The following is a 19,586-nucleotide window of genomic DNA, read 5'->3' on the forward strand; positions in this document are numbered from 1 at the left end:
TCGCGGATCAGCGGCCGCCCGGGTCGCCGAGGTCGTGCAGCAGCACGGCGGCCGCGATCACGCGGTCGTCAGGGGCCGGGGGCCCGGGGGGCAGCCGTACGACGCTGACCCGTACCCGACCGGTGCTCACGGGTGGCGGGCCGGCGCCGGGGTCGGTGCCCGGGGCGGCCACCGCGATGACATGGGCGGCCCGGCCCGAGGCCGCCAGCGCGGCGATCACCTCGGGTCCCGGTAACGGAGACGTACAGCCGGGCGGCGGGAGGTAGACGAGGAGGTCGACCGGGCCGAGATCGGCCGCGATGTCCGCCAACAGCCCGGGCAGGCCCGCCGGATCGCCGGGGCCGACCCGGTACGGCAGGGCGGTCAGCCCCTGGTCCGTCAGCTCCTTGCTGAGGAAGGCGGCCCCGCCGCTGCTCCCCGTGGCGGCCACCGCGACGGCCGCGCCGCCCGTGGCGAGCCGGGTGCTGACGATACGGCCGGGCCCACGGGAGCCGTCGACGACGAGCGCGACCCGGGGGAGGGGAGAGACGGGCCGGCCGGGCGGGGTGGGTGCGGACACGAGGGCTCCCTTTCCTGACAGTTCCGGGCAGTTCGAAAACGATTACTGAGAAGGGGGTGATGTCGTGGGTTGGATGGGGCAGAAGAGATCGAATGCCCGGACGATTTACGTGCGCCCTACCGATAAACTTCTCTGCGTTTGCGCGCTGAGCCATGCCCTGTCCGGTGGTGCCCGTGAGGTCGAAGGGGTGACTGTTCCTTGTCGGACGAGATGGATCTGGATCAGGAGACGCTCGCCGTCTACCGGGCCGTACTTCTGCACCACGAGACCGACCCCGAAGCTCTCGCCAAACTCATGGACTTATCGCAGGACCGGGTGACGGCGGCGGTCCGGCGATTGACCGAACTGTCGCTGCTCGCGCCCTCCTGGGAGGAGCCCGGCCGGCTGCGGGCGGTCAGACCCGATGTCGGCCTCGGTGTCCTGCTCCAGCGTGAGCAGCGCGAACTCGCCGAACGCCAGCGGCGGATCGAGCAGAGCAGGGCCGCACTCGCCTCGCTCGCCGCCGAGTACACCGCGCAGGGCCGGGCGGGTGCGCTGGAGGAGTCCGAGGAAGTCGTGGGAATCGACGAGATCCGGGCCCGGCTGGAATCGTTGGCCGCCGCATGCAGCCGCGAATCGGTCGCTTTTCATCCTGACACCGCTCTCACGGAGGAATCGATAGAAGCCGGCCGCCCGCTCAATGAGCGGGCGCTGGAACGGGGAGTGCGCTTTCGTACCCTCTATCTCGACAGCATCGCCAAGGACCGCACGACGCGTGAGTACGCGACATGGATGGCCGATCGCGGCAGTGAAATCCGTACGTCGCCGACGCTGCCGATGCGGCTGCTGATCGTGGACGGCACCACCGCGGTGGTGGCCGGTCTGCCGAGCCGGGACCAGCCGACCGCCCTGATCCTGCACAGCGCGCCCGTCGTACAGGCGATGCTCGCGCTGTTCGAGGCGTACTGGGAGCGGGCCACCCCGCTGGGCCGGCCGGCCGCGCGGCTCGCCAGCGGACTCACCCCGCAGGAAAGACAGTTGCTGCAACTGCTGGCGGCGGGGGCGACCGACGACGTGGTGTCGCGGGCGCTGGGCATCGGGGTGCGGACCGAGCGGCGGATCGTGGCCGAGCTGATGGACCGGCTCAAGGCGTCCAGCCGGTTCGAGGCCGGGGTGAAGGCCGCGCGGCTCGACTGGGTCTGACGCCCACGGTCCCGACGCGGCCGGGGGCGGCGGGACCGTGGGCGACGGGACCGGGGCTCGCTCGGCCCCCGGCGGCCGGCCGGGTGCGCCGCGGTCACGGCCAGACGAAGTCGGCGGGCGTCACCCGCAGCGCGTGGGACGGCCGGACGAACTCCGCGTGCGCGGCGTGCGCGGCGCGCACCGGCCAGACGAAGTCGGCGGGGACGATCGGCGCCGACGCGCGCTCGAAGTCCACCGAGGAGACGGCGGCGGGCCGCGGTACGAGGTGCTGCCCGGTGATCGCGGCCACCGCGAGCGCTCCGCATGCGGCGGTCACCGCGACGGTCGCGGAGGTGCCGAGGGTCAGGGAGGCGATACGCAGCGTAGCGAGCATGGCGAAACTCCAAGTCCGTGGTGGTGGGCGGGGGTTCAGGGCTCCGGTCCGCCGGTTTCGCGGTGCGTTGCCCTCTGTGAAGAGGTAATCACCTCGGAGCGACCCCTGTCCCCAATCGCGGAGGCCAGGATGCTGCCCCGCACATTCCTGCCAAACGGGAGGGGTCGCGCGGGCGTGGAGAGCCCGCGCGACCCCTGTGACGTGTGTGTTTGTCTGTGCCGTGGGTGGCGATTGAGTGGTGACGGTGTGAGTGTCGGGACGTGGGGGTGTGGGGTCGTGGTGGTGTGGGGCTGCGAGGGCGTACCCCTCAGCGCCCGGCCGGTACGGGCTCCGGCGTCGCCGGAATGAGGGCTGCGGGCGCCTCGGCCTCGGCGGACGAGCCCGCGCCCGTACCGTTCTGCCCGCTGACCAGCGAGCGGTAGCCCTCGCACTCCCGCAGCAGCTCGAAGTGCGGCCCGGCGCCCAGGACTTCGCCGTCCTGGACGAAGACGATCTGGTCCGCGTGCTGCACGGTCGACAGCCGGTGGGCCACCACCACGACCGCCCGGTCGGCGGCCAGCCGGTCCACCGCCTTGCGCAGCAACTGCTCGTTGACGCCGTCCAGTTGCGAGGACGGCTCGTCCAGCAGCACCACGTCCGCGTCCGACAGCAGCGCCCGGGCCAGCGCGAGACGCTGCCGCTGGCCGCCCGACAGGTCGCTCGCCCCGCCGACCCGCGTGTCCAGGCCGTCCGGCAGCGCGCGTACCACCAGGTCCATGCCGACCATGGCGAGCGCGTCCAGCAGCGCGTCGTCCGGCACGTCCCCGCCGGCCGCCGTCCGCAGGCCGAGCGTGAGGTTCTCCCTGACCGTGCCGTCCAGCAGGGTGAACGACTGGTCGACGTACGAGATCCGGCTGCGCAGCGCGGTCAGCGGCCACCGGTCGAGCGGGACGCCGTGCAACTCCACGCTGCCGGAGGTGGGTTCGAGCAGCCGCTCGACCATGGTCAGTACGGTGGACTTGCCCGCGCCCGACGGGCCGACCAGCGCGGTCAGACCGCGGGCCGGGACGGTCAGCGTCACACCGTGCAGCACCGGCTCGCCGTCGTACCCGCCGGTCAGACCGCGCAGCCGCAGCGCGGGCGCGCCCGCGACGGCGGGCGGCTCGTGGTCCGGGCCCGGATTCTCGACCGGCATGCCCAGCAGTTCGCGGATACGGCCCGAGGCGGACAGACCCGCCTGCACCCGGCCGAGTCCGGAGGCCACCGTGGTCAGCGGGGCGATCAGCTGGAACAGATACATCAGGAAGGCCACGAAGTCCGCGGGCGCCAGCGCCCCCGAGGCCAGCCGGGCGCCGCTGCCCGCGACCACCCCGATGATCGCGATCTGCTGCCCGAGGCCCATCAGCGGGCTGATGAACACCTGCGCCCGGTCGGCGGAGATCGCCGCGTGCGTGGCGGTCTCCGCCTCGGCGGTCACCGCGCGGGCCGCGCTCGTCTCGGCGCGGTTCGCCTTGATCGTCGACAGCGACCCCAGGGCGGCGGTGAACGCCTGGGCCAGCGAGCCCAGCGCCTCCTGCTGCTCGGTCAGACCCTTGCGGACGTTGCGCACGAAGACGGCGATCGCCGCGCCCGCGACCAGGAACGTGACGACCACGATCAGCAGCAGCACCCAGTCCAGCAGGCCCATCAGCACCAGCGAGACGACCGAGATCAGCGCGGACACCGGCAGCGCGGTGACGCCGACGTCGACCATCGACCGCAGCTGCGCCGCGTCCGTGGTGACCCGGGCCGCCAACTGGCCCGCCCCGATCCGCCGTACGTCCAGCAGCCGCATCGACATGGCGTGCCTGACCACGCGGCCGCGGGTCTCCAGGATCGCGTACTCGCCGATCCGGCCGAGCAGGAAGGACGACCAGGCGCCGGCCATCGCCCCGCCGAGCGCGAGCAGACCGAGGGTGATCACCGACCAGACCGGGGACTTGTGGCTACCGAGGTCCTGGACGACCTGCTTGACGGACATCGGCACCCACAGCGAGGAGCCCGCGGCGGCCAGGATCAGTACGAAGGCGAGGGCCGCCTGGAAGCGGCGGCGGCGGAACTCTTCGCGGATCGGCCCTTCCGCGGGGCCTCCGGGGAATCGGGGCATGGCTGAACTCCTTCTCGGGCGGCGGGGGTTGGACGGAGGGGCCGGGGTGGTGCTCGGGCGTTCGCGCTGGGGTGGGTTGCGGCTTGTACGGCGGCGGCCTTACGGTTCGCGCCGGGCGGGCGTCAGGCGCTCAGCCGACCTCGGCGAGGATGTCGCGGAGGTCTTCGAGGCCCGCCTCCGGGCCGTGCACCGCGCTGACGCCCATCGGGTTGAGGATCACCTCGTCCACACCCGCGTCGAAGTACGCGCGCAGACCCGCGGTGATGTCGCCGGGCTTGCCGTACAAGTACACGCCCTCGTCGACCAGTTCACGGGCGCCGGACACCGGGTCGGCCGCGTCCACGTCGAGGCCCGCGCGGCGCAGCATGTCGGTGTAGTGCGGGGCGCGCAGGTGGTTGCCCGCGCTGTGCTGGGCCAGCAGCATCGGGTTGCGGCCCGGGCGGGCCACGGCGGCGTGCACGACGGTCACGACGCGGGGCCGGGGCCGGGTGCCGTCCGCGCCCGCGTCGAGCGCGGGCACGAGCACGTCGCGTACGTAACCGGGCGGGGTCATCCAGGTGATCGCCGCGCTCGCGGTACGACCGGCCGCCTTCGCCATGCCCGGCCGCAGCACGCCCGCGCCGACCTCGACGGCGGGCGCCTCCATCGGGGGCAGCGGCTGGGCGATGCGGAAGTGGGTCCCGGCCGTCGGGACGCCACCGTCGATCAGCGCGGCGACGGCTCCGACGTACTCCCGCACGAACGCGGCGGGCTTGGCGTAGGGCGCGCCGTGCAGCCGGGAGACGAAGCCGGGGTCTGCGGCGCCGTAGCCGATGGTCGGGGCGTGGCCCATCAGCCGGGCCACGGAACGCGCCTGGAGGGCCGCGTCGAAGGGGTGCCGGAGCGCGGCGAGGGCCACGCAGATACCGACGGGGATGCGGTAGCCGGTCCCGGCGAGGTACGAGAACGTGGCGTGCGTCTCGACGGCCAGCGACTGGCCCATCCACAGCCGGGCCGCGGGGCCGTCCTGGACGAGATCGGCGAAGGGTCGCAACTCGTCGGCGTCGTGCGGTTGTTGGGGGAAGAGCACGGAGACGTGTTCGCTGCTGGTGCGGGTGCTGGTCACAGCAGCCTCCTCTCGGGTGAGTGCGGGCGGCCTGCGGCCGGGGCGTTGACGGATGAAGCCGGCGGCCGGTCCCTACCGCCCGCCGAGCGGCTACGTGCAGTCGGCCGACCCCCACCGGCCGGCCCGTCCCCCGGGTGAGGTCCGCCGGTCCAGGCGGCCGGGTGTGCCGGGGGCGTTCCACGCGGACGGGGGTCGGGCGAGGTCCGCCGGTTCGGGCGGCCGGTTGGGGACGGGGTCGGGCGAGTCCGCCGGTGCAGGCGGCTGTTGCGGCTTGGGACACGGCTCGCCCGTGCCGTCGACTCGGTGGTGCGTCCGGCCAAGCGGTGGGTCATGGGCCGGGGGCCCGGGGCCTGTTGGTCCGGGTGCCGGACATCGGGGCTGGGTCTGCTGGCCGCGGTGGCCTTGCGGCTGGGGGCCGTTGGGCGGTTCGTCAGTTGGGGACGGGGGTCGGGCGGGGTCCGCCGGTTCAGGCGGCCATGGGCCTGGCTGGGTCTGCTGTTCCGGGTGCCCGACATCTGGGCCGGAGCCGCCGGCTGTACCGGCCCTGTGGCCGGGGGCCGTTGGTCGGTTGGGGGCGGGGGCGGGTGCGGTCCGCTGGTTCAAGCGGCCGGGTGGGCCCGGGGAAGCCTGGTTCGCGTGGCGGCTGCCCGGGTGTCCGGGCGTGGTCCGTCGGTCGCGGGACCGGTCCGCCGGTGCAGGCGGCCGGAGGCCCCTGGCGCTCGGTGCGGGTGCCGCCGGCTTGGGCGGCCGTCGGGTCCGGGGCGCGATCGCCCGTGTGGGTGGCCGAGTGGCCTCGGGGCACGCCGCCCGTGCGGGCGGCCGGTGGCCACGTACCGGCCCGCGTCAGGCGGGGATCGGGGACGGGGTTCGCGTTGGGGAGGGGAGGGCGGGGGAGTCGACGTTCATCGCGGGGTCCGCCGGGTCCACCCGGGCGTCGAGCAGCGCGCGCGCCACCAGGTCCGTAAGGTCGCCGCCCGCGGCGCCCCGCATCACGCCGTGCGCCACCGCCGCCGCCCTGTGCTGGCCGAAGCTCATCCGGTCCCAGCCCGTACGGGCGTCCCGCGGCTCCCACGCGACCGCGACGCCGGGGGCGAGCGCGCGGACGAAGCGGGAGGTGGCCCGGCCCAGACCGGGCAGCGCGCGTACCGCCTCGGCGAGCAGCACCGCCTCGTCCGTGTCCTCCGCGCCCAGGTAGACCACGATGGCGTCCCTGCGCGGGAAGGACCACGGGCGGGAGATGACCTTGGCCCGGTAGCGGACCGACCGCGCGGCGAGCTGCGTCAGCGTCGTGTTCCACAGCAGCGGCGCGGCGTCGGCGTCCTCGACGTGGAGGTACACGCGCAGCACGTCCTGCCGGTGCACGCTGTGCCCGAACGGCCCGTCGAGCAGCAGGAATCCGGGCGACAGCGCGGGCCGTACCGCGGGCAGCGCGACCTCGACGGCCGTGCCCACGGCGGGTACGGGACCGGCCGGCAGCGCCGACAGCGGCAGGTCGACCCGGACCCGGTCGATCTCGGCGAGCACCACCTCACCGGCAGGACCGGGCCGCGGCTCGGAGCGGACCACGGCCTTCGCCGTGGACGTGGTGTGCGGGGTAGCGGCGATCAGCCGCTGCTCGTACGGCCGGTCGCGGTGCGGACCGCGCCTGCTGCCGTCCCGGCGGTCGATGCCGGCGTGCCACTCCTCGTAGAGCACGGAGCCGAGTTCGCGCCGCAGGTCCCGCGCGGAGTCCGCGGTCACCTCGCGCTCGCCGACGCGGGCGGTGGTGCCGGCCTCGTCGACCCGTACGGTGGCCAGCGCCTCGGCGAGGCCCGCCGCGAGCCGGGGTTGCGTCTGTGGTGCCGTCATGTTCATCACTCCTCCACCAGACCGATCGTCTCCACGAAGCGCTCCGGGCTGAGCAGGGCGCCACGGCCGACGCCGGCCACCCCGCGTTCCATGCCGGTGAGTTTGGGGCCGAACATCGCCCCGGCGAGCATGCGGTCGAACAGGTGCCAGCCCGCGAAGGCGACCACCCGCTCGGCGAATCCGGGGTCGCCCGGATCGTGGTCCGCGGCCGGGCGCACCTCGCGGTAGCCCTGCCAGAAGGCGGTGATCAGCGGCCGTACGGCGGTCAGTTCGTCCTCGCCGCCCCGCACGATGCTGCCGTGCGCGTCCCCGACGGAGTCCGCGTCAGCGGAGTCCGCGGTGGTGAACATCCGGCTCGCCGCGCGGAAAAGCCACTCGCCGACGAGGCCGCCCACGTCGTGCGCGGGGTCCGCGAGCCGGAACTCCTCCCAGTCCGTGAGGTACAACTCCTCGCCGACGAGCAGGAATTGGTCGAGCCGCAGATCGCAGTGGCTCGGCACCCGCGAGGCCGCGTCGGAGCGCTCCCGTAGCGCGGCCAGCGCCCGGTTCAGCCCCTTGTCGTGGTGGATCAGCGCCCACGCCTCCAACTCGGCGAAGCTGCTGCCCGCGTAGTCCTGGAGGGTCAGCGCCCTGATGTGGCCGGGCAGGCCCGCGCCGCGCAGCTCCTCCATCGACTCCCGGCGTACGGCCAGTTCGTGCACCTCGGCGACCGCGCGGCCGGCCCGGCGGGCGAGTACTGCGTCGAACTCGCCGTCCTCGGCCACGTGGTGGCCCGCGCGGCCGCCTTCCAGGCGCTCGAAGGCCAGTACCAGGGCGTCCCGGTCGCCGCCGAGGAAGACCGGGGCCCGCCAGCCGCTCGGTGTGGTCCCCGCGAGCGCCGCCTCGAAGGCGCACAGCCGGTCGAAGCGGGCCCGGGCGTGCGGGCCCTCGCCGCCGATCCGCTTGACGAACACCTCGCGGCCGCTCTCGGTACGGCCGGCCCAGTTGTCGTTGCGGCCCATGACGCCGGTCAACCCGCCGTCCGCCGCGAACCGTCCGAGGCCCAGCCGCTCCATCGCCGCGGCAACCTCGGGAACCTCATCGAGTGGAACGGGGTCGATGCCCCGTACGGGTGTGTCGGCCTCCGCCGAAAGAGTCGCTGCCATGTCCATGAAGCTAGGGACAGGGGCGGGGCCCGGACAATGACAGTTACCCGCGTCCCAGGGCCCGGCCCCCCTCCCAGCAACCTGTCAGACGGCGGCCCCGAGCTGCGGTTTCTCTCCCCTGACAGACAGGTCTACGAGGGCCGGGTCGCACCCGCGAAGGGCATCTCCGAGATCGGCGCGATCCGGACCGCCGCGCCCGGGTGCGGGGCGTGGATCATCTGGCCGTTGCCGATGTAGAGGCCGACGTGCGAGACCCCGGAGTAGAAGAACACCAGGTCGCCCGGGCGCAGTTGCGACTGCGCGACCCGGGTCCCGGCGTTGATCTGGGTGTAGGTGGTACGCGGCAGCGAGACCCCCGCCGACCGCCAGGCGGCCTGCGTCAGGCCCGAACAGTCGAACGCGCCGGGGCCGGTCGCGCCCCACACGTACGGGCTGCCGAGCGCGCGGTAGGCGAACGCCACGGCCTGGGCGGCGCGGGCGGAGGGCGCCGGGACGTCGACGACCGGCAGGCGGAGGTGCGAACGGGTGGCGGTGGTCCGCGCGGCGGGGCCGGCACCCTCGGACGCGTCGACCGAGGCGCGCTGCGGGGCGGTGAGCCTGTCGAGGAGTTCCTGCGCCTCGTGCAGCTTGGTCCGCACGGTCTGCTTCCGCTCCGCGAGCCGGGTCCGCGCGGTCCGCAGCGCGGCCAGTTTGGCGTCGGCCCGGGCGCGGGTCAGCTCGATGTCCTGGCGCTGCGCGGCCAGTCGGGCCAGAGTCGCGGTCTGTCGGCCCCCGAGCTGGTTGAGCATCCCGGCCTTCTCCAGATAGCTGTCGGGCGATGAACTCAGCGCCAACTGGAGCCCGGGGTCCAGGGATCCCGAGCGGTACTGCGCCGCGGCGATCGAACCGATGGCGTCCCGCGTCGAGTTGAGCCGCGCGGTCTTGCGGGCCAGCTCGTCCTGGAGCGCGGCCACCGCCGCACCGGCCGCGTGCGACTGCTGCTTCGCGCCGTCGTAGTCCTCCGTCGCCTGCTCGGCCTGCCGGTACAGGGCATCGACCCTCGCCTTGGTCCCGGCCACCGAGGCCCCTGGATCGGCGTGCGCGGTCTCGCCCCACATCAGGGAGGCGGCCGACGCGAGGACGAGGGTGAGCGCCGCGCGGGCGGTCGTACGGGAGGCCCTGCGCGAAGCGGGACGGCGACTGTGTGAGGCCATGCGGCCGGTCACTCCTTCCAAGAGGGGTCCGGCGGCGCCCGTACGGGGGAACGCGCGCCGCCGGACCTCGGCTGGGGCGGCCGTGCCGTCCGCGTTCGGACGGCAATGGGTGCCGGCCACCCGGGGACTGACGCTATGGCTCCCCGGGGGAGGGGCCGGGCCAGGAGATCGGGACTGCCCTCTTTCGGCCGTGGTGTGATCATGAACGACCGCCGTTCGACGGGTGAATCGCCCATATCCGGATAATCGCTGACCGAAGTGACCGGCTCCGGCCCGGGACCGGCAGAGAAGTGCTACGGGGGGCGAGGCCGGCGGTCGGGTGCCGCTCGCTCCGGGCTGCGGCCACCGGCGCCCGGCTGCCCGAACGCGGCCGTGAGCGGCCGCGATCAGGAGCACGCTCCCGGCGCGCGGCCGTGGACACCCCGCGTCCGGCCGTCGGGCCCCGGTTATCGTTGCGCGGGCGGCGCGGCCCGGCGGCGGCCGGGCATGGGGACCGCGGCGAACTCAGGGGGAGAGCACCGATGGCAGGCATCTCGTACGACCGTGACACCGCCGAGCAGTACCGGCTCGCCCGGGAGATCCCGCGTGACGGGCTCACGGCGTGGCGTACGGCGATCGAGGCTGCCGCCGGGCTCGCGCCGGGCATGACCGTGCTCGACGTCGGCGCGGGCACCGGGGGGTTCGCGGGGGCGCTGCGCGACTGGTTCGGCGTCCGGGTGCTCGCGGTCGAGCCCGCGGCGGCGATGCGCGACCTGATCCCGGCGGAGCCCGGCATCGAGGCGCTGGACGGCCGCGCCGAGGCGCTGCCCGTCGCCGACGGCTGCGCGGACGCGGCCTGGCTCGGCTCGGTCCTGCACCACATCGGCGACCTCACGGCCGCGGCCCACGAACTGCGCAGGGCGCTCCGGCCGCAGGCCCCCGTGCTGATCCGCAACATCTTCCCCGGCCGGGCCGACAACGACCTGCGGGTGCGGTTCTTCCCCGAGACCGCCCGGGGCATCGCCGACTACGCGAGCGTCGAGCAGGTCTGCGCGGCCTTCGCGCCGGCCGGATTCACCCGGGTGAGCCTGGCCGCCGTACCGCAGGAGAGCGCCGCGAACCTCGGGCAGTACGCGGACCGGCTGCGCCGGGACGCCGACTCCAAGCTGCGGGCGCTGAGCGACGAGGAGTTCGCGCGCGGCACGGCCCGGCTGCGGGCGGCCGACCCGGACGCGCCCGCGACGAGCTGGATGGACCTGCTGGTGCTGCGCTGAGCGCTCGGCGGCCGAGAGCGTCGGCTGCGCTGAGCGCTCGGCAGTCGAGAGCGGCGGTGACGCGACCCGGCGCCCGGAGGCGGCGCCTTACGCGATCCGGCGCGCCGCCGCGAACGGCATCCAGCTCATCTGCCCGACCTCCACGACCGCCCCGGTGTGCGGTGCGTGCACGATCTGGCCGTTGCCGATGTAGATGCCGACATGGCTGATGCCGGAGTAGAAGAACACCAGGTCGCCTGGGCGCAGTTCGGACTGCGAGACCGCCGTGCCGTCCTTGACCTGGTCCCAGGTCGTCCGCCCGATGGTGATGCCCGCCGCGTGGTAGGCCGCCTGGGTCAGACCCGAGCAGTCGTACGAGTCCGGGCCCGTGCCGGTGGAGCGGTACGGCTTGCCGCGCTGGGCCATCGCGAACGCGATCGCGGCCGCCGCGCGCCCGGAGGCGGGACCGTTGTAGGTGTAGCTCGCGTTCGACGCCGAGGAGGAGGAAGAAGAGGAAGAAGAGGACGACGACGAGACCGGCGCCACCTTCGGGTGCATCGCGGCGAGCTTGGCGCGCTGTTCGGCGTTGAGGCTGTTGAGCAGCTTCTGCGCGGCGGCCAGCTTGGTCTGGAGGTTCTTCTTCTCGGTGGCGAGCTTGTTCTGCGCGGTGGTCAGCTCGTTCAGGCTCGCGGTGGCCTGGGCACGCTGGATGGACGCCTGCTCCTGCTGGATCTTGAAGTCCTCCAGCGCCTGTTCCTGCGTGGCGGAGACCCGGTCCATCAGGTGCGACTGCTGGAAGAACTGCTCCGGGTTGTCGGAGAGCAGCAGCTGGGTCGTCTGGTCCAGGCCGCCGTCGCGGTACTGGGCGGCGGCGAACTGGCCGAGCACCCGCCGCGTCTCGTTCATCTTCTGGGTCTTCTGGGCGACCTGGGTGAGCAGCTGGTTGGCCTTCTCCCGCTGCTTCTCGGTCTTCTCCTTGGCCTGGTCGTAGTGCTGTGTCGCGATCTCGGCCTGCTCGTTGAGGTCGTCGACCTGCTGCTTCACCTCGGAGATCGAGGGCTGCGAGGGCTTGGCCGGCGCGGCAGTGGCGCTCTCGCTGAGCAGGGTGACCGAGGCGAGGGCCGCGGCGGTGATACCCACGGCGGCACGCGGAGCGGCCGAGGAGAGTATGTGGGTGCGCGGCTTGCGGTGCGACGCCAAGGAGGCGACTCCTTCCATGCGCCGCCGACCGGGTTAGCTGACGGGTTCGGGCCGGAAAGGTAGCCCTACGGGCCGGACGCCTGTCGGCGCCTGCCCCGATTCACCCCAAACTGCTGGTGGGTCCCCGGTTCCGGCTGTCGCCGGATTAGGCGGAGGCGGCTGGCTGCCGGCACCTTCACCGGCGGGGAACGAGCCACCTAGCGGGCTACGGTAGTCAACTGGCGCAAGGCTTGGGAAGTTTAGATCGCAATGTGACCGAAATCGCTTTGTGATCTTACGGGTTGTGCGGGGCATCGTTACCCATTACCGCCCAATGCGCTCCGATCGCCCTCAAGGGATCAATACGGGCGCGCCGCCGCATAGAACGGCATTTCGGTGATCGGGGCGATTTTGACCACCGTGCCGGTGTGCGGGGCGTGGATCATCTGGCCGTCGCCGATGTAGAGCCCGACATGGCTGACGTCGCTGTAGAAGAAGATCAGATCGCCCGGCCGGAGGTCCGACTCCGACACCCGGGTGCCGACGTCCACCTGGTCGTACGTGGTCCGCGGCAGCTCGATCCCGGCCGCCTTGTACGCCGCCTGGGTAAGGCCCGAGCAGTCGAACGAGTCCGGCCCGGTCGCGCCCCACACATACGGCTTCCCGAGCTGGTTGCGCGCGAAGGCGATGGCCTGGTCGGCGACCGAGGAGTTGGCGGCCGGCACGGGGGCGTCCTCGGCCCTGGCGGCCGCGGCCTGCCGCGCGGCCTTCTCCTTCGCCGCCAGCGCGGCCGCCTTCACCCGCGCTTCGGCCTCCTGCTCGGCCTGTAGCGCCGCCAGCCGCGCCTTCTCCTGCGCGGTCAGCGTGTTGAGCAGGTGCTGCGCCGCGCCCAGCTTGGTCTGTACGTCCTTCTTGGCCGTCCGCAGTCCGGCCTGCTGCGTGGTGAGGGTCGCCAGGCTCTGCGCCGCCTCGATCCGCTGCTGAGTGGCCGCGGCCTGCTGCACCCGGTAGGACTCCACGGCCTGCTTCTGCCGCCGGCCGAGCACATCGGTCAGATGGGCCTGGTCGGCCAGGCTCTCCGGGTCGGCGGCGAGCAGATAGCGCCCGGCCGAGTCGTCGCCGCCGGCCCGGTACTGCGCGGCCGCGTACTGGCCCAGCAACCGCCGGGAGTCGTTCAGCTGCTGTGTCTTCCGCGCGGCCTGCGCCAGCAGCTTGTTGACCTTCGTGTTCTGCTGGTCGGTCTGCTCCTTGGCGCCGTTGTAGTGCTCGGTGGCGACCTCGGCCTGGTGCATCAGCGAGTCGACCTTCGCCTTCACCTCGGATATCGACGGCTGCGCGGGCTTGGCGGGCGCGGCGTTCGCGCTCTCGGTGAGCAGGGTCACGGTGGCCAGGGCGGCTGTGGTGAGCCCCACGGCCGCGCGCGGGCCGGGGGAGCTGAGTAGCGCGGTACGGGCCTTACGGTGTGTCGCCATTGCGGGCGGACTCCTCTCGGCCGCTGCCTGGATGCGGTTGGTGCGGAACCGTAGCCAACGCCCGGTACCACTGGAAAGGCCGATGTCCGATAGGCCCGATACCTTTTCGTCATCTTTTGCCGATCGCGGAGAGTTGTGACGGAGGGTGGCGGACGGGCTACGAGGGGACGGGCGCGGGGCGGCGCCGCGGGCCCGTACGGACACCTCCGCCGGGTCCTTCGGTGAACCGGGCCGGACTGTCGGTGGGGACGCCTAGACTCGGGAGGCGATGAGCAGCCTCTTTGACGAACACTTCCTCGCCGGCCTCGACTCCGCCGCCCATGGGCCGGTCGACTCCGCGCCCCCGCCGCCGGAGGACGACGGCGGGCCGGAGCACGTACCGGACAGCCTCTTCGGCGACCGGTTCGACGGGCCGCCGCCCGAGCGCGACGCGTACTACCGGGACGGCGCACCGCGCCCGGCCACCGACCCCGCGCAACTGCTCGAAGGGCTCAACGAGCAGCAGCGCGCGGCCGTCGAGCACGCCGGCGGACCGCTGCTCATCGTCGCCGGGGCCGGCTCGGGCAAGACCCGGGTGCTCACCCACCGCATCGCCTATCTGCTCGGCGCCCGCCAGGTGCACCCCGGCGCGATCCTCGCGATCACCTTCACCAACAAGGCCGCGGGCGAGATGAAGGAGCGCGTCGAGGAGCTGGTCGGCCCGCGCGCCAAGGCCATGTGGGTGTCCACCTTCCACAGCGCCTGCGTCCGCATCCTGCGCCGCGAGTCCAAGGTGCTGGGCTTCACCTCGTCCTTCTCGATCTACGACGCCGCCGACTCCAAGCGGCTGATGGCGCTGGTCTGCCGGGACCTGGACCTCGACCCCAAGCAGTTCCCGCCGAAGTCCTTCAGCGCGAAGGTCTCCAACCTCAAGAACGAACTCATCGACGAGGAGACCTTCGCCGCCCAGGCGGAGAACTCCTTCGAGAAGAAGCTCGCCGAGGCGTACGCGATGTACCAGGCGCGGCTGCGCGAGGCCAACGCGCTGGACTTCGACGACATCATCATGACCACGGTCAATCTGCTCCAGGCGTTCCCCGACGTCGCCGAGCACTACCGGCGGCGCTTCCGGCACGTCCTCGTCGACGAGTACCAGGACACCAACCACGCCCAGTACACGCTGGTGCGCGAGCTGGTCGGGCCGGGCGGAGCCGAGGGCGGCGAGCCGGCTCACGAGATGGCCGAGCTGTGCGTCGTCGGCGACGCGGACCAGTCGATCTACGCCTTCCGGGGCGCGACCATCCGCAACATCCTCCAGTTCGAGGAGGACTACCCGCAGGCCCGTACGATCCTGCTGGAGCAGAACTACCGCTCCACCCAGACCATCCTCTCGGCCGCCAACGCCGTCATCGAGCGCAACGCCGGGCGCCGCGCCAAGAACCTGTGGACCGAGTCCGGCGAGGGCCCGGTCATCATCGGCTACGCGGCCGACCAGGAGCACGACGAGGCGCAGTACGTCGCCGACGAGATCGACCGCCTCACCGACGCCGGTGACGCCCGCCCCGGCGACGTCGCCGTCTTCTACCGCACCAACGCGCAGTCCCGTGTCTTCGAAGAGGTCTTCATCCGGGTCGGGCTGCCGTACAAGGTGGTCGGCGGCGTCCGCTTCTACGAGCGGCGCGAGGTCCGCGACGTGCTCGCCTACCTGCGGGTGCTGGCCAACCCCGAGGACTCCGTACCCCTGCGCCGCATCCTCAACGTGCCCAAGCGCGGCATCGGCGACCGGGCCGAGGCGATGATCGACGCCCTGTCGCAGCGCGAGCGGATCTCCTTCCCGCAGGCACTGCGCCGGGTCGACGACGCCTACGGCATGGCGGCGCGCTCGGCCAACGCGGTCAAGCGGTTCAACACGCTGATGGACGAGCTGCGCACGGTCGTCGAGTCGGGCGCCGGGCCCGCGGTGGTGCTGGAAGCGGTGCTGGAACGGACCGGCTATCTCGCCGAGTTGCAGGCGTCGACCGATCCGCAGGACGAGACCCGGGTCGAGAACCTTCAGGAACTCGCCGCGGTGGCACTGGAGTTCGAGCAGGAGCGCGGCGAGGAGGAGCCGGGCACGCTGGCCGAGTTCCTGGAGCGGGTCGCGCTCGTCGCCGACTCGGACCAGATCCCGGACGACGACACGGAGTCCGGCGGTGTGATCACGCTCATGACGCTGCACACCGCGAAGGGCCTTGAGTTCCCTGTGGTGTTCCTGACCGGCATGGAGGACGGGGTCTTCCCGCACATGCGGGCGCTGGGCCAGGTCAAAGAGCTGGAGGAGGAGCGCCGGCTGGCGTACGTGGGCATCACCCGCGCCCGCGAACGGCTCTACCTCACCCGGTCGATGATGCGCAGCGCGTGGGGCCAGCCCTCGTACAACCCGCCGTCGCGGTTCCTGGAGGAGATCCCGGACTCGCTCATCGAGTGGAAGCGGACGGGTTCGTCCGGGGGACCTTCGGGGCCCGGCTCCAAGGCGGCGGCGTCGCTCTCCTCGACGCTCTCCGCCGGGCGCGGCGGCGGCCGCTCCGCCAGCGGCGGCTTCGCGACGCGCCGCTCGTCCGGCGACCGCCCGGTGATCTCACTGACGGTCGGCGACCGGGTCACCCACGACCAGTTCGGCCTGGGCACGGTCGTCTCGGTCACGGGCAACCCGGGCGACGAAAAGGCCACGATCGACTTCGGCGACGAGCGCCCCAAACAACTCCTCCTCCGCTACGCCCCAGTCGAAAAACTCTAACGCCCGCCCCACGACGGACGGATGTTCCGGACCAGGGCCTTGGAGGCAGCGGCCTCCGGTTAGGGGCGCGAGGAACTGCGCGACCAGCCATCGACCGGGCGGAAGGTCCGGAACTGGCCTCGGGGGCACCCCCTGCGGTCGGGGGCGCGAGGAACTGCGCGCTCAGCCCGCTACCGGCGGACGTTCCGGAAACCAGCCCCAACGCGCCACCGCGTTCGGCTCTCCCACCGCCCCGCGAAGGATCAGCGGGGATCGAGCCCATGCGCCAACAACCACGGCAGCGGATCAATGGGCGCCCCCCCATTCGGCCGCACCTCAAAGTGCATATGCGGCCCGGTGGTATTACCCGTATTTCCGGAGTAGGCGATCACCTCCCCCGCCTTGACCTTGCCACTACGAATCTTCGTACTGCTCAGATGGCAGTACCACGTCTCCGTACCGTCGGGCGCGGTCACGATCGCCATGTTTCCGTACGAGCTGTTCCACTGCGTACGGACCGTTCCATCGGTCGCGGCCATCACGGGAGTACCGACCTGTACGGGAAAGTCGATCCCCGTGTGCAGCGCCATCCAGTTGACGCCCGCCTGCCCGAAGTACGCGCTCAACCCCTTCTGCTTCACCGGCAGCAGGAACTTCGGCCGCAGCGCCTCCTTGCGGGCCGCCGCCTCGGCCTTCGCCTTCTTCGCCGCCTCCTGGCGGTCCTTGAGGTCGATCCGCTCCTGCGTACGGCTGGCACGCGTGGCGAAGTCGTCCGCGTCGCGGCTCACCCCGGCGAGCTGCCGGTCGAGCTGCGTGGTCGGGGCCTTCGCCGACGCCTGGCCGTCGGCCCGCGTACTGGACGAGTCATGGGCCATGTCCACCCCGGCCACCGCGGCGGCGCCGACCGCCGCCACACCCATCACGGCCACGGACGGCACTGCGACGGTGAGCAGCGCCGAACGCTTCGCGGGCTTGCGGCGACGGCTGCGGGCGACCGGCTCCCCGTGCCCGGCGAGGTCGTCACCGGCGTAGTCGTGCCGCTCGGGCACGTCGTCGGTGGCGAGCGCGGTCGTCGTGAACACGTCGTCGAGCGCGGGGTCCGGGTCGAGGTCGTAGGCCACCGTGGGCTCGGGCGTCCGTACGGGCTCGGGCGTCTGCCGGGGCTCGTAGGTCCCGTGGCTCTCGTACGCGGGCGGCGCCTGCTCGAAGACGCCGGTGTCGCCGCTCGCGTCGTACCCGTAGCCATAGCTGTACCCATAGCCGTACGCCGGGTAAGCGCCCGAGTCCCAGTCCTGCTGCGGATAGCCGGCGGCGGACTGCTGGGGCTGCTGGGACTGGTCGGCCGGGGTCTGGACGGCCTGAGTGGCCTGGGCGGTGGGCGGCTCGGCCTGCCACAGCGCGCTGGTGTCGTACGTGCCGGTGTCGTAGTAGCCGGAGTTGCCGTACGCGTACGGGTCGTAAGTGGCGTGCGACCCCGTGTCGTAGGCGGTGGTGTCGTAACCGACGGCGCCGATGACACCCGTGTCGTATGTACCTGTGTCGTACGTACCCGTGTCGTAGGTCCCGGTGCCGTACGTCGTCGACTCGTATCCGGTGCCGTACGACTGCGCGGCGGACTGCTCGTATCCGGTGGCGTAGCCCTCGGGACCGTAGCCGTACCCCTGCGCGGGCACCTGAGGCTGCTGCATCTGGAACTGCTGGGTCTGCTGGGCCTGCATCTGGCCGAACGGGTCCGGCTGCGGCGGGATGTACGCGTAGGTGCCGGTCGCGTCGTCCGCGTAGGTGGTGCCGACGGGCCGGTAGGAATCCTGGGAGTAGGAGTCGTACCCGTGTGCGTCGTAATCGGGGGTATACCCCGACGGGGGACGTGCGTTCACCGCCAGCTTCTCTTTCGCCTCGGCAGCAGGAGAATTAGCGGCGACTGTAGCCCTCTGTACCCAGCCGCCACAATCTCTTCCGGCGACCTGGCGTCCGCCTTGCCCGGTGTTCGGTCGGTATTCGACCGTTATGTGTCCGTTATGCGGCGTCGATCGCGTCCTGCAAAGGGCCGTTTTCGGTCAGCGCCCGGCGTATCTCCGCAGCTACGGCCGTGTGCACGGGCAGTGCGAGATGGCCGATACCGGTCACCAGGACATTTTTCGCCCTCAGGTCCGGATGTTCGAGGCGCGCCGACTCGACCGGAATCATCAACTGATCGAGGTTGCTCCAAAAGGCTACGAAGCGTGTTCGGCAGCCCTTCGCCGGACCCGCCAACTCCTTCAGCACCGGAGATCCGGGGCGCATCTGGCGGGCCAGCGGGTGCGGGGCGAGGGCCGGCACCGCGCGGGTGCCTGCGTGCGGGGTGCCCATCGTCACCAGGGTGCGTACACGCGCGTCGCCGCCGAGGCACTGCGCGTAATAGCGGGCGACCAGGCCGCCCAGGCTGTGGGCGACGATGTCCACCTCGGAGTGGCCGGACCGGGCGCAGACCTGCTCGATCAGCGGGCCCAGCAGTTCGGCGGCGGTACGGATGTCGCTGGTCAGCGGCGAATAGTTGACCGCCTGGACGCGGGGCCAGCCGTGCCGCAGCAGAGAACGACGCAGCAGGGTGAGCGCCGAGCGGTTGTCCACGAAGCCGTGGAGGAGGAGGACCGGAGGGTGCTCGGCGGGCGGCCGGGCCGATGGCTTGTTGTGCGAGGTGGCCCGGGTGCGCGGTCCGGGCGTGGCGTCCGTGTCGTCTGCGGAGTCTGCGGAGTCCGTGGTGTCGGCGGCGTCCGCGGCATCCATGGCGTCGGCGGGCGGCGGGGCGGGTGCGGGGGAGTGCTCGCGCTCGGGCAGCATGCCGGTCGGGTAGAGCAGCACATGTCCGGCCAGCAGGGCCAGGTCGATGGCGGTGGCCCGGGCCAGCTCGGCGCTGTGGGTTCGCCAGAGCCGGCTGCCCGGCAGTGACCAGTGGTGGCGGTGGGCCTCGGGCTCGGCGGCCTCCGGCTGCTCGTGGTCGGCTCGGTCTTGTCCGGGCGGCTGAGGGCCGGGGTGCTGAGAGCGGGGTGACTGAGGGCCGGATCGCTGATGGTCGGGCGGCTGAGGGCCGGGCTCGGCCCCCGGACCGGTCTCCGACGACTGGGCGGCCATGGCCCACCTCCCGTCGCGGCGTCGGGAGGTCGACGATGACCTCCGGGCGCGCCCTCGGCGGGAGCCGGAGCGGAGGCCGCACCGCCGTGTCCTGCGGCTGAGGTGCGGCGATACGGCTTCCTGGCTGCGGCTCCTGCGGAACGTGCCGGGCCCACCCGCCGCTCCGGCGTGTCCCGCGCCGGGGAGACCTGGGCGGACCCGACTCTCGGTGAATCTGTCCCCCTGTGTGATTTCCCCCTCCCCGGGTCCCGTAAAACTGACGGGCCCCCGGCGGGGGCGATAACGTTCGTTCACGCTGCGGTGAGCCGACCGGTGCCGCGGCTCACAG

14 protein-coding genes and 1 riboswitch are annotated in these 19,586 nt (G+C 72.6%); of the genes, 3 read left to right on the forward strand and 11 right to left on the reverse strand.

Annotated features, from left to right (window positions below):
- Window positions 1-7: 7 nt before the first annotated feature.
- Window positions 8-559 (reverse strand): hypothetical protein, encoded by a 552-nt coding sequence (locus OHA30_RS22180; protein ID WP_328915601.1) that lies wholly within the window; start codon window positions 557-559, stop codon window positions 8-10.
- 198 nt (window positions 560-757) lie between these two features.
- Here OHA30_RS22180 and OHA30_RS22185 point away from each other — a divergent pair, with 198 nt between their 5' ends.
- Window positions 758-1,741 (forward strand): LuxR C-terminal-related transcriptional regulator, encoded by a 984-nt coding sequence (locus OHA30_RS22185; RefSeq protein WP_328915602.1) that lies wholly within the window; start codon window positions 758-760, stop codon window positions 1,739-1,741.
- 94 nt (window positions 1,742-1,835) lie between these two features.
- Here the strand turns inward: OHA30_RS22185 and OHA30_RS22190 are convergent, their stop codons facing one another.
- From OHA30_RS22190 to OHA30_RS22215, 6 genes are all read right to left on the reverse strand, one after another.
- A complete protein-coding gene (locus OHA30_RS22190) occupies window positions 1,836-2,114 on the reverse strand; it encodes a hypothetical protein (RefSeq protein ID WP_328915603.1) in 279 nt (92 codons plus the stop codon).
- Window positions 2,115-2,421: 307 nt separating this feature from the next.
- The gene (locus OHA30_RS22195) at window positions 2,422-4,239 is read right to left on the reverse strand and encodes an ABC transporter ATP-binding protein (protein ID WP_328915604.1); all 1,818 of its coding nucleotides are present in this window, start codon (window positions 4,237-4,239) and stop codon (window positions 2,422-2,424) included.
- A gap of 130 nt (window positions 4,240-4,369) precedes the next feature.
- Entirely contained in the window at window positions 4,370-5,344 is a 975-nt protein-coding gene (locus OHA30_RS22200; RefSeq protein WP_328915605.1) for an LLM class flavin-dependent oxidoreductase, read from the reverse strand.
- Window positions 5,345-6,187: 843 nt separating this feature from the next.
- Window positions 6,188-7,192, reverse strand: a complete 1,005-nt coding sequence (locus OHA30_RS22205; protein ID WP_328915606.1) for a T3SS effector HopA1 family protein — start codon at window positions 7,190-7,192, stop codon at window positions 6,188-6,190.
- 5 nt (window positions 7,193-7,197) lie between these two features.
- A complete protein-coding gene (gene lxmK / locus OHA30_RS22210; protein WP_328915607.1) occupies window positions 7,198-8,337 on the reverse strand; it encodes a class V lanthionine synthetase subunit LxmK in 1,140 nt (379 codons plus the stop codon).
- Window positions 8,338-8,468: 131 nt separating this feature from the next.
- Window positions 8,469-9,530: a C40 family peptidase gene (locus tag OHA30_RS22215; protein ID WP_328915608.1), complete on the reverse strand. Its 1,062-nt coding sequence runs from the start codon at window positions 9,528-9,530 to the stop codon at window positions 8,469-8,471.
- Window positions 9,531-10,051: 521 nt separating this feature from the next.
- Between OHA30_RS22215 and OHA30_RS22220 the strand changes: the two genes are divergently transcribed.
- Window positions 10,052-10,783, forward strand: a complete 732-nt coding sequence (locus OHA30_RS22220) for a class I SAM-dependent methyltransferase (protein WP_328915609.1) — start codon at window positions 10,052-10,054, stop codon at window positions 10,781-10,783.
- An 87-nt stretch (window positions 10,784-10,870) separates the two neighbouring features.
- Here the strand turns inward: OHA30_RS22220 and OHA30_RS22225 are convergent, their stop codons facing one another.
- Together OHA30_RS22225 and OHA30_RS22230 are read right to left on the reverse strand one after the other, a co-directional pair.
- Entirely contained in the window at window positions 10,871-11,962 is a 1,092-nt protein-coding gene (locus tag OHA30_RS22225) for a C40 family peptidase (RefSeq protein ID WP_328915610.1), read from the reverse strand.
- Window positions 11,963-11,969: 7 nt separating this feature from the next.
- Window positions 11,970-12,124: riboswitch (cyclic di-AMP (ydaO/yuaA leader) on the reverse strand.
- Between the two features lie 176 nt (window positions 12,125-12,300).
- Window positions 12,301-13,413: a C40 family peptidase gene (locus OHA30_RS22230; RefSeq protein ID WP_328915611.1), complete on the reverse strand. Its 1,113-nt coding sequence runs from the start codon at window positions 13,411-13,413 to the stop codon at window positions 12,301-12,303.
- A gap of 268 nt (window positions 13,414-13,681) precedes the next feature.
- Here OHA30_RS22230 and pcrA point away from each other — a divergent pair, with 268 nt between their 5' ends.
- Window positions 13,682-16,168 (forward strand): DNA helicase PcrA, encoded by a 2,487-nt coding sequence (gene pcrA / locus OHA30_RS22235; RefSeq protein WP_328915612.1) that lies wholly within the window; start codon window positions 13,682-13,684, stop codon window positions 16,166-16,168.
- Window positions 16,169-16,410: 242 nt separating this feature from the next.
- On the opposite strand, the gene OHA30_RS22240 is transcribed toward pcrA, so the two are convergent.
- Window positions 16,411-18,024 (reverse strand): M23 family metallopeptidase, encoded by a 1,614-nt coding sequence (locus OHA30_RS22240; RefSeq protein ID WP_328915613.1) that lies wholly within the window; start codon window positions 18,022-18,024, stop codon window positions 16,411-16,413.
- 139 nt (window positions 18,025-18,163) lie between these two features.
- Entirely contained in the window at window positions 18,164-19,258 is a 1,095-nt protein-coding gene (locus OHA30_RS22245; RefSeq protein WP_328915614.1) for an esterase/lipase family protein, read from the reverse strand.
- Window positions 19,259-19,586 lie beyond the last annotated feature (328 nt).

Origin of the sequence: Streptomyces sp. NBC_00223 (assembly GCF_036199905.1) — a bacterium.
Classification (GTDB): domain Bacteria; phylum Actinomycetota; class Actinomycetes; order Streptomycetales; family Streptomycetaceae; genus Actinacidiphila.

Bases quoted from the DNA above. Each gene is read 5' to 3' on its own strand.
- OHA30_RS22190 (WP_328915603.1), bottom strand. From the start codon at position 2,114: ATGCTCGCTACGCTGCGTATCGCCTCCCTGACCCTCGGCACCTCCGCG.
- OHA30_RS22195 (WP_328915604.1), bottom strand. From the start codon at position 4,239: ATGCCCCGATTCCCCGGAGGCCCCGCGGAAGGGCCGATCCGCGAAGAG.
- OHA30_RS22205 (WP_328915606.1), bottom strand. From the start codon at position 7,192: ATGACGGCACCACAGACGCAACCCCGGCTCGCGGCGGGCCTCGCCGAG.
- lxmK (WP_328915607.1), bottom strand. From the start codon at position 8,337: ATGGCAGCGACTCTTTCGGCGGAGGCCGACACACCCGTACGGGGCATC.
- OHA30_RS22215 (WP_328915608.1), bottom strand. From the start codon at position 9,530: ATGGCCTCACACAGTCGCCGTCCCGCTTCGCGCAGGGCCTCCCGTACG.
- OHA30_RS22220 (WP_328915609.1), top strand. From the start codon at position 10,052: ATGGCAGGCATCTCGTACGACCGTGACACCGCCGAGCAGTACCGGCTC.
- OHA30_RS22230 (WP_328915611.1), bottom strand. From the start codon at position 13,413: ATGGCGACACACCGTAAGGCCCGTACCGCGCTACTCAGCTCCCCCGGC.
- pcrA (WP_328915612.1), top strand. From the start codon at position 13,682: ATGAGCAGCCTCTTTGACGAACACTTCCTCGCCGGCCTCGACTCCGCC.
- OHA30_RS22245 (WP_328915614.1), bottom strand. From the start codon at position 19,258: ATGGCCGCCCAGTCGTCGGAGACCGGTCCGGGGGCCGAGCCCGGCCCT.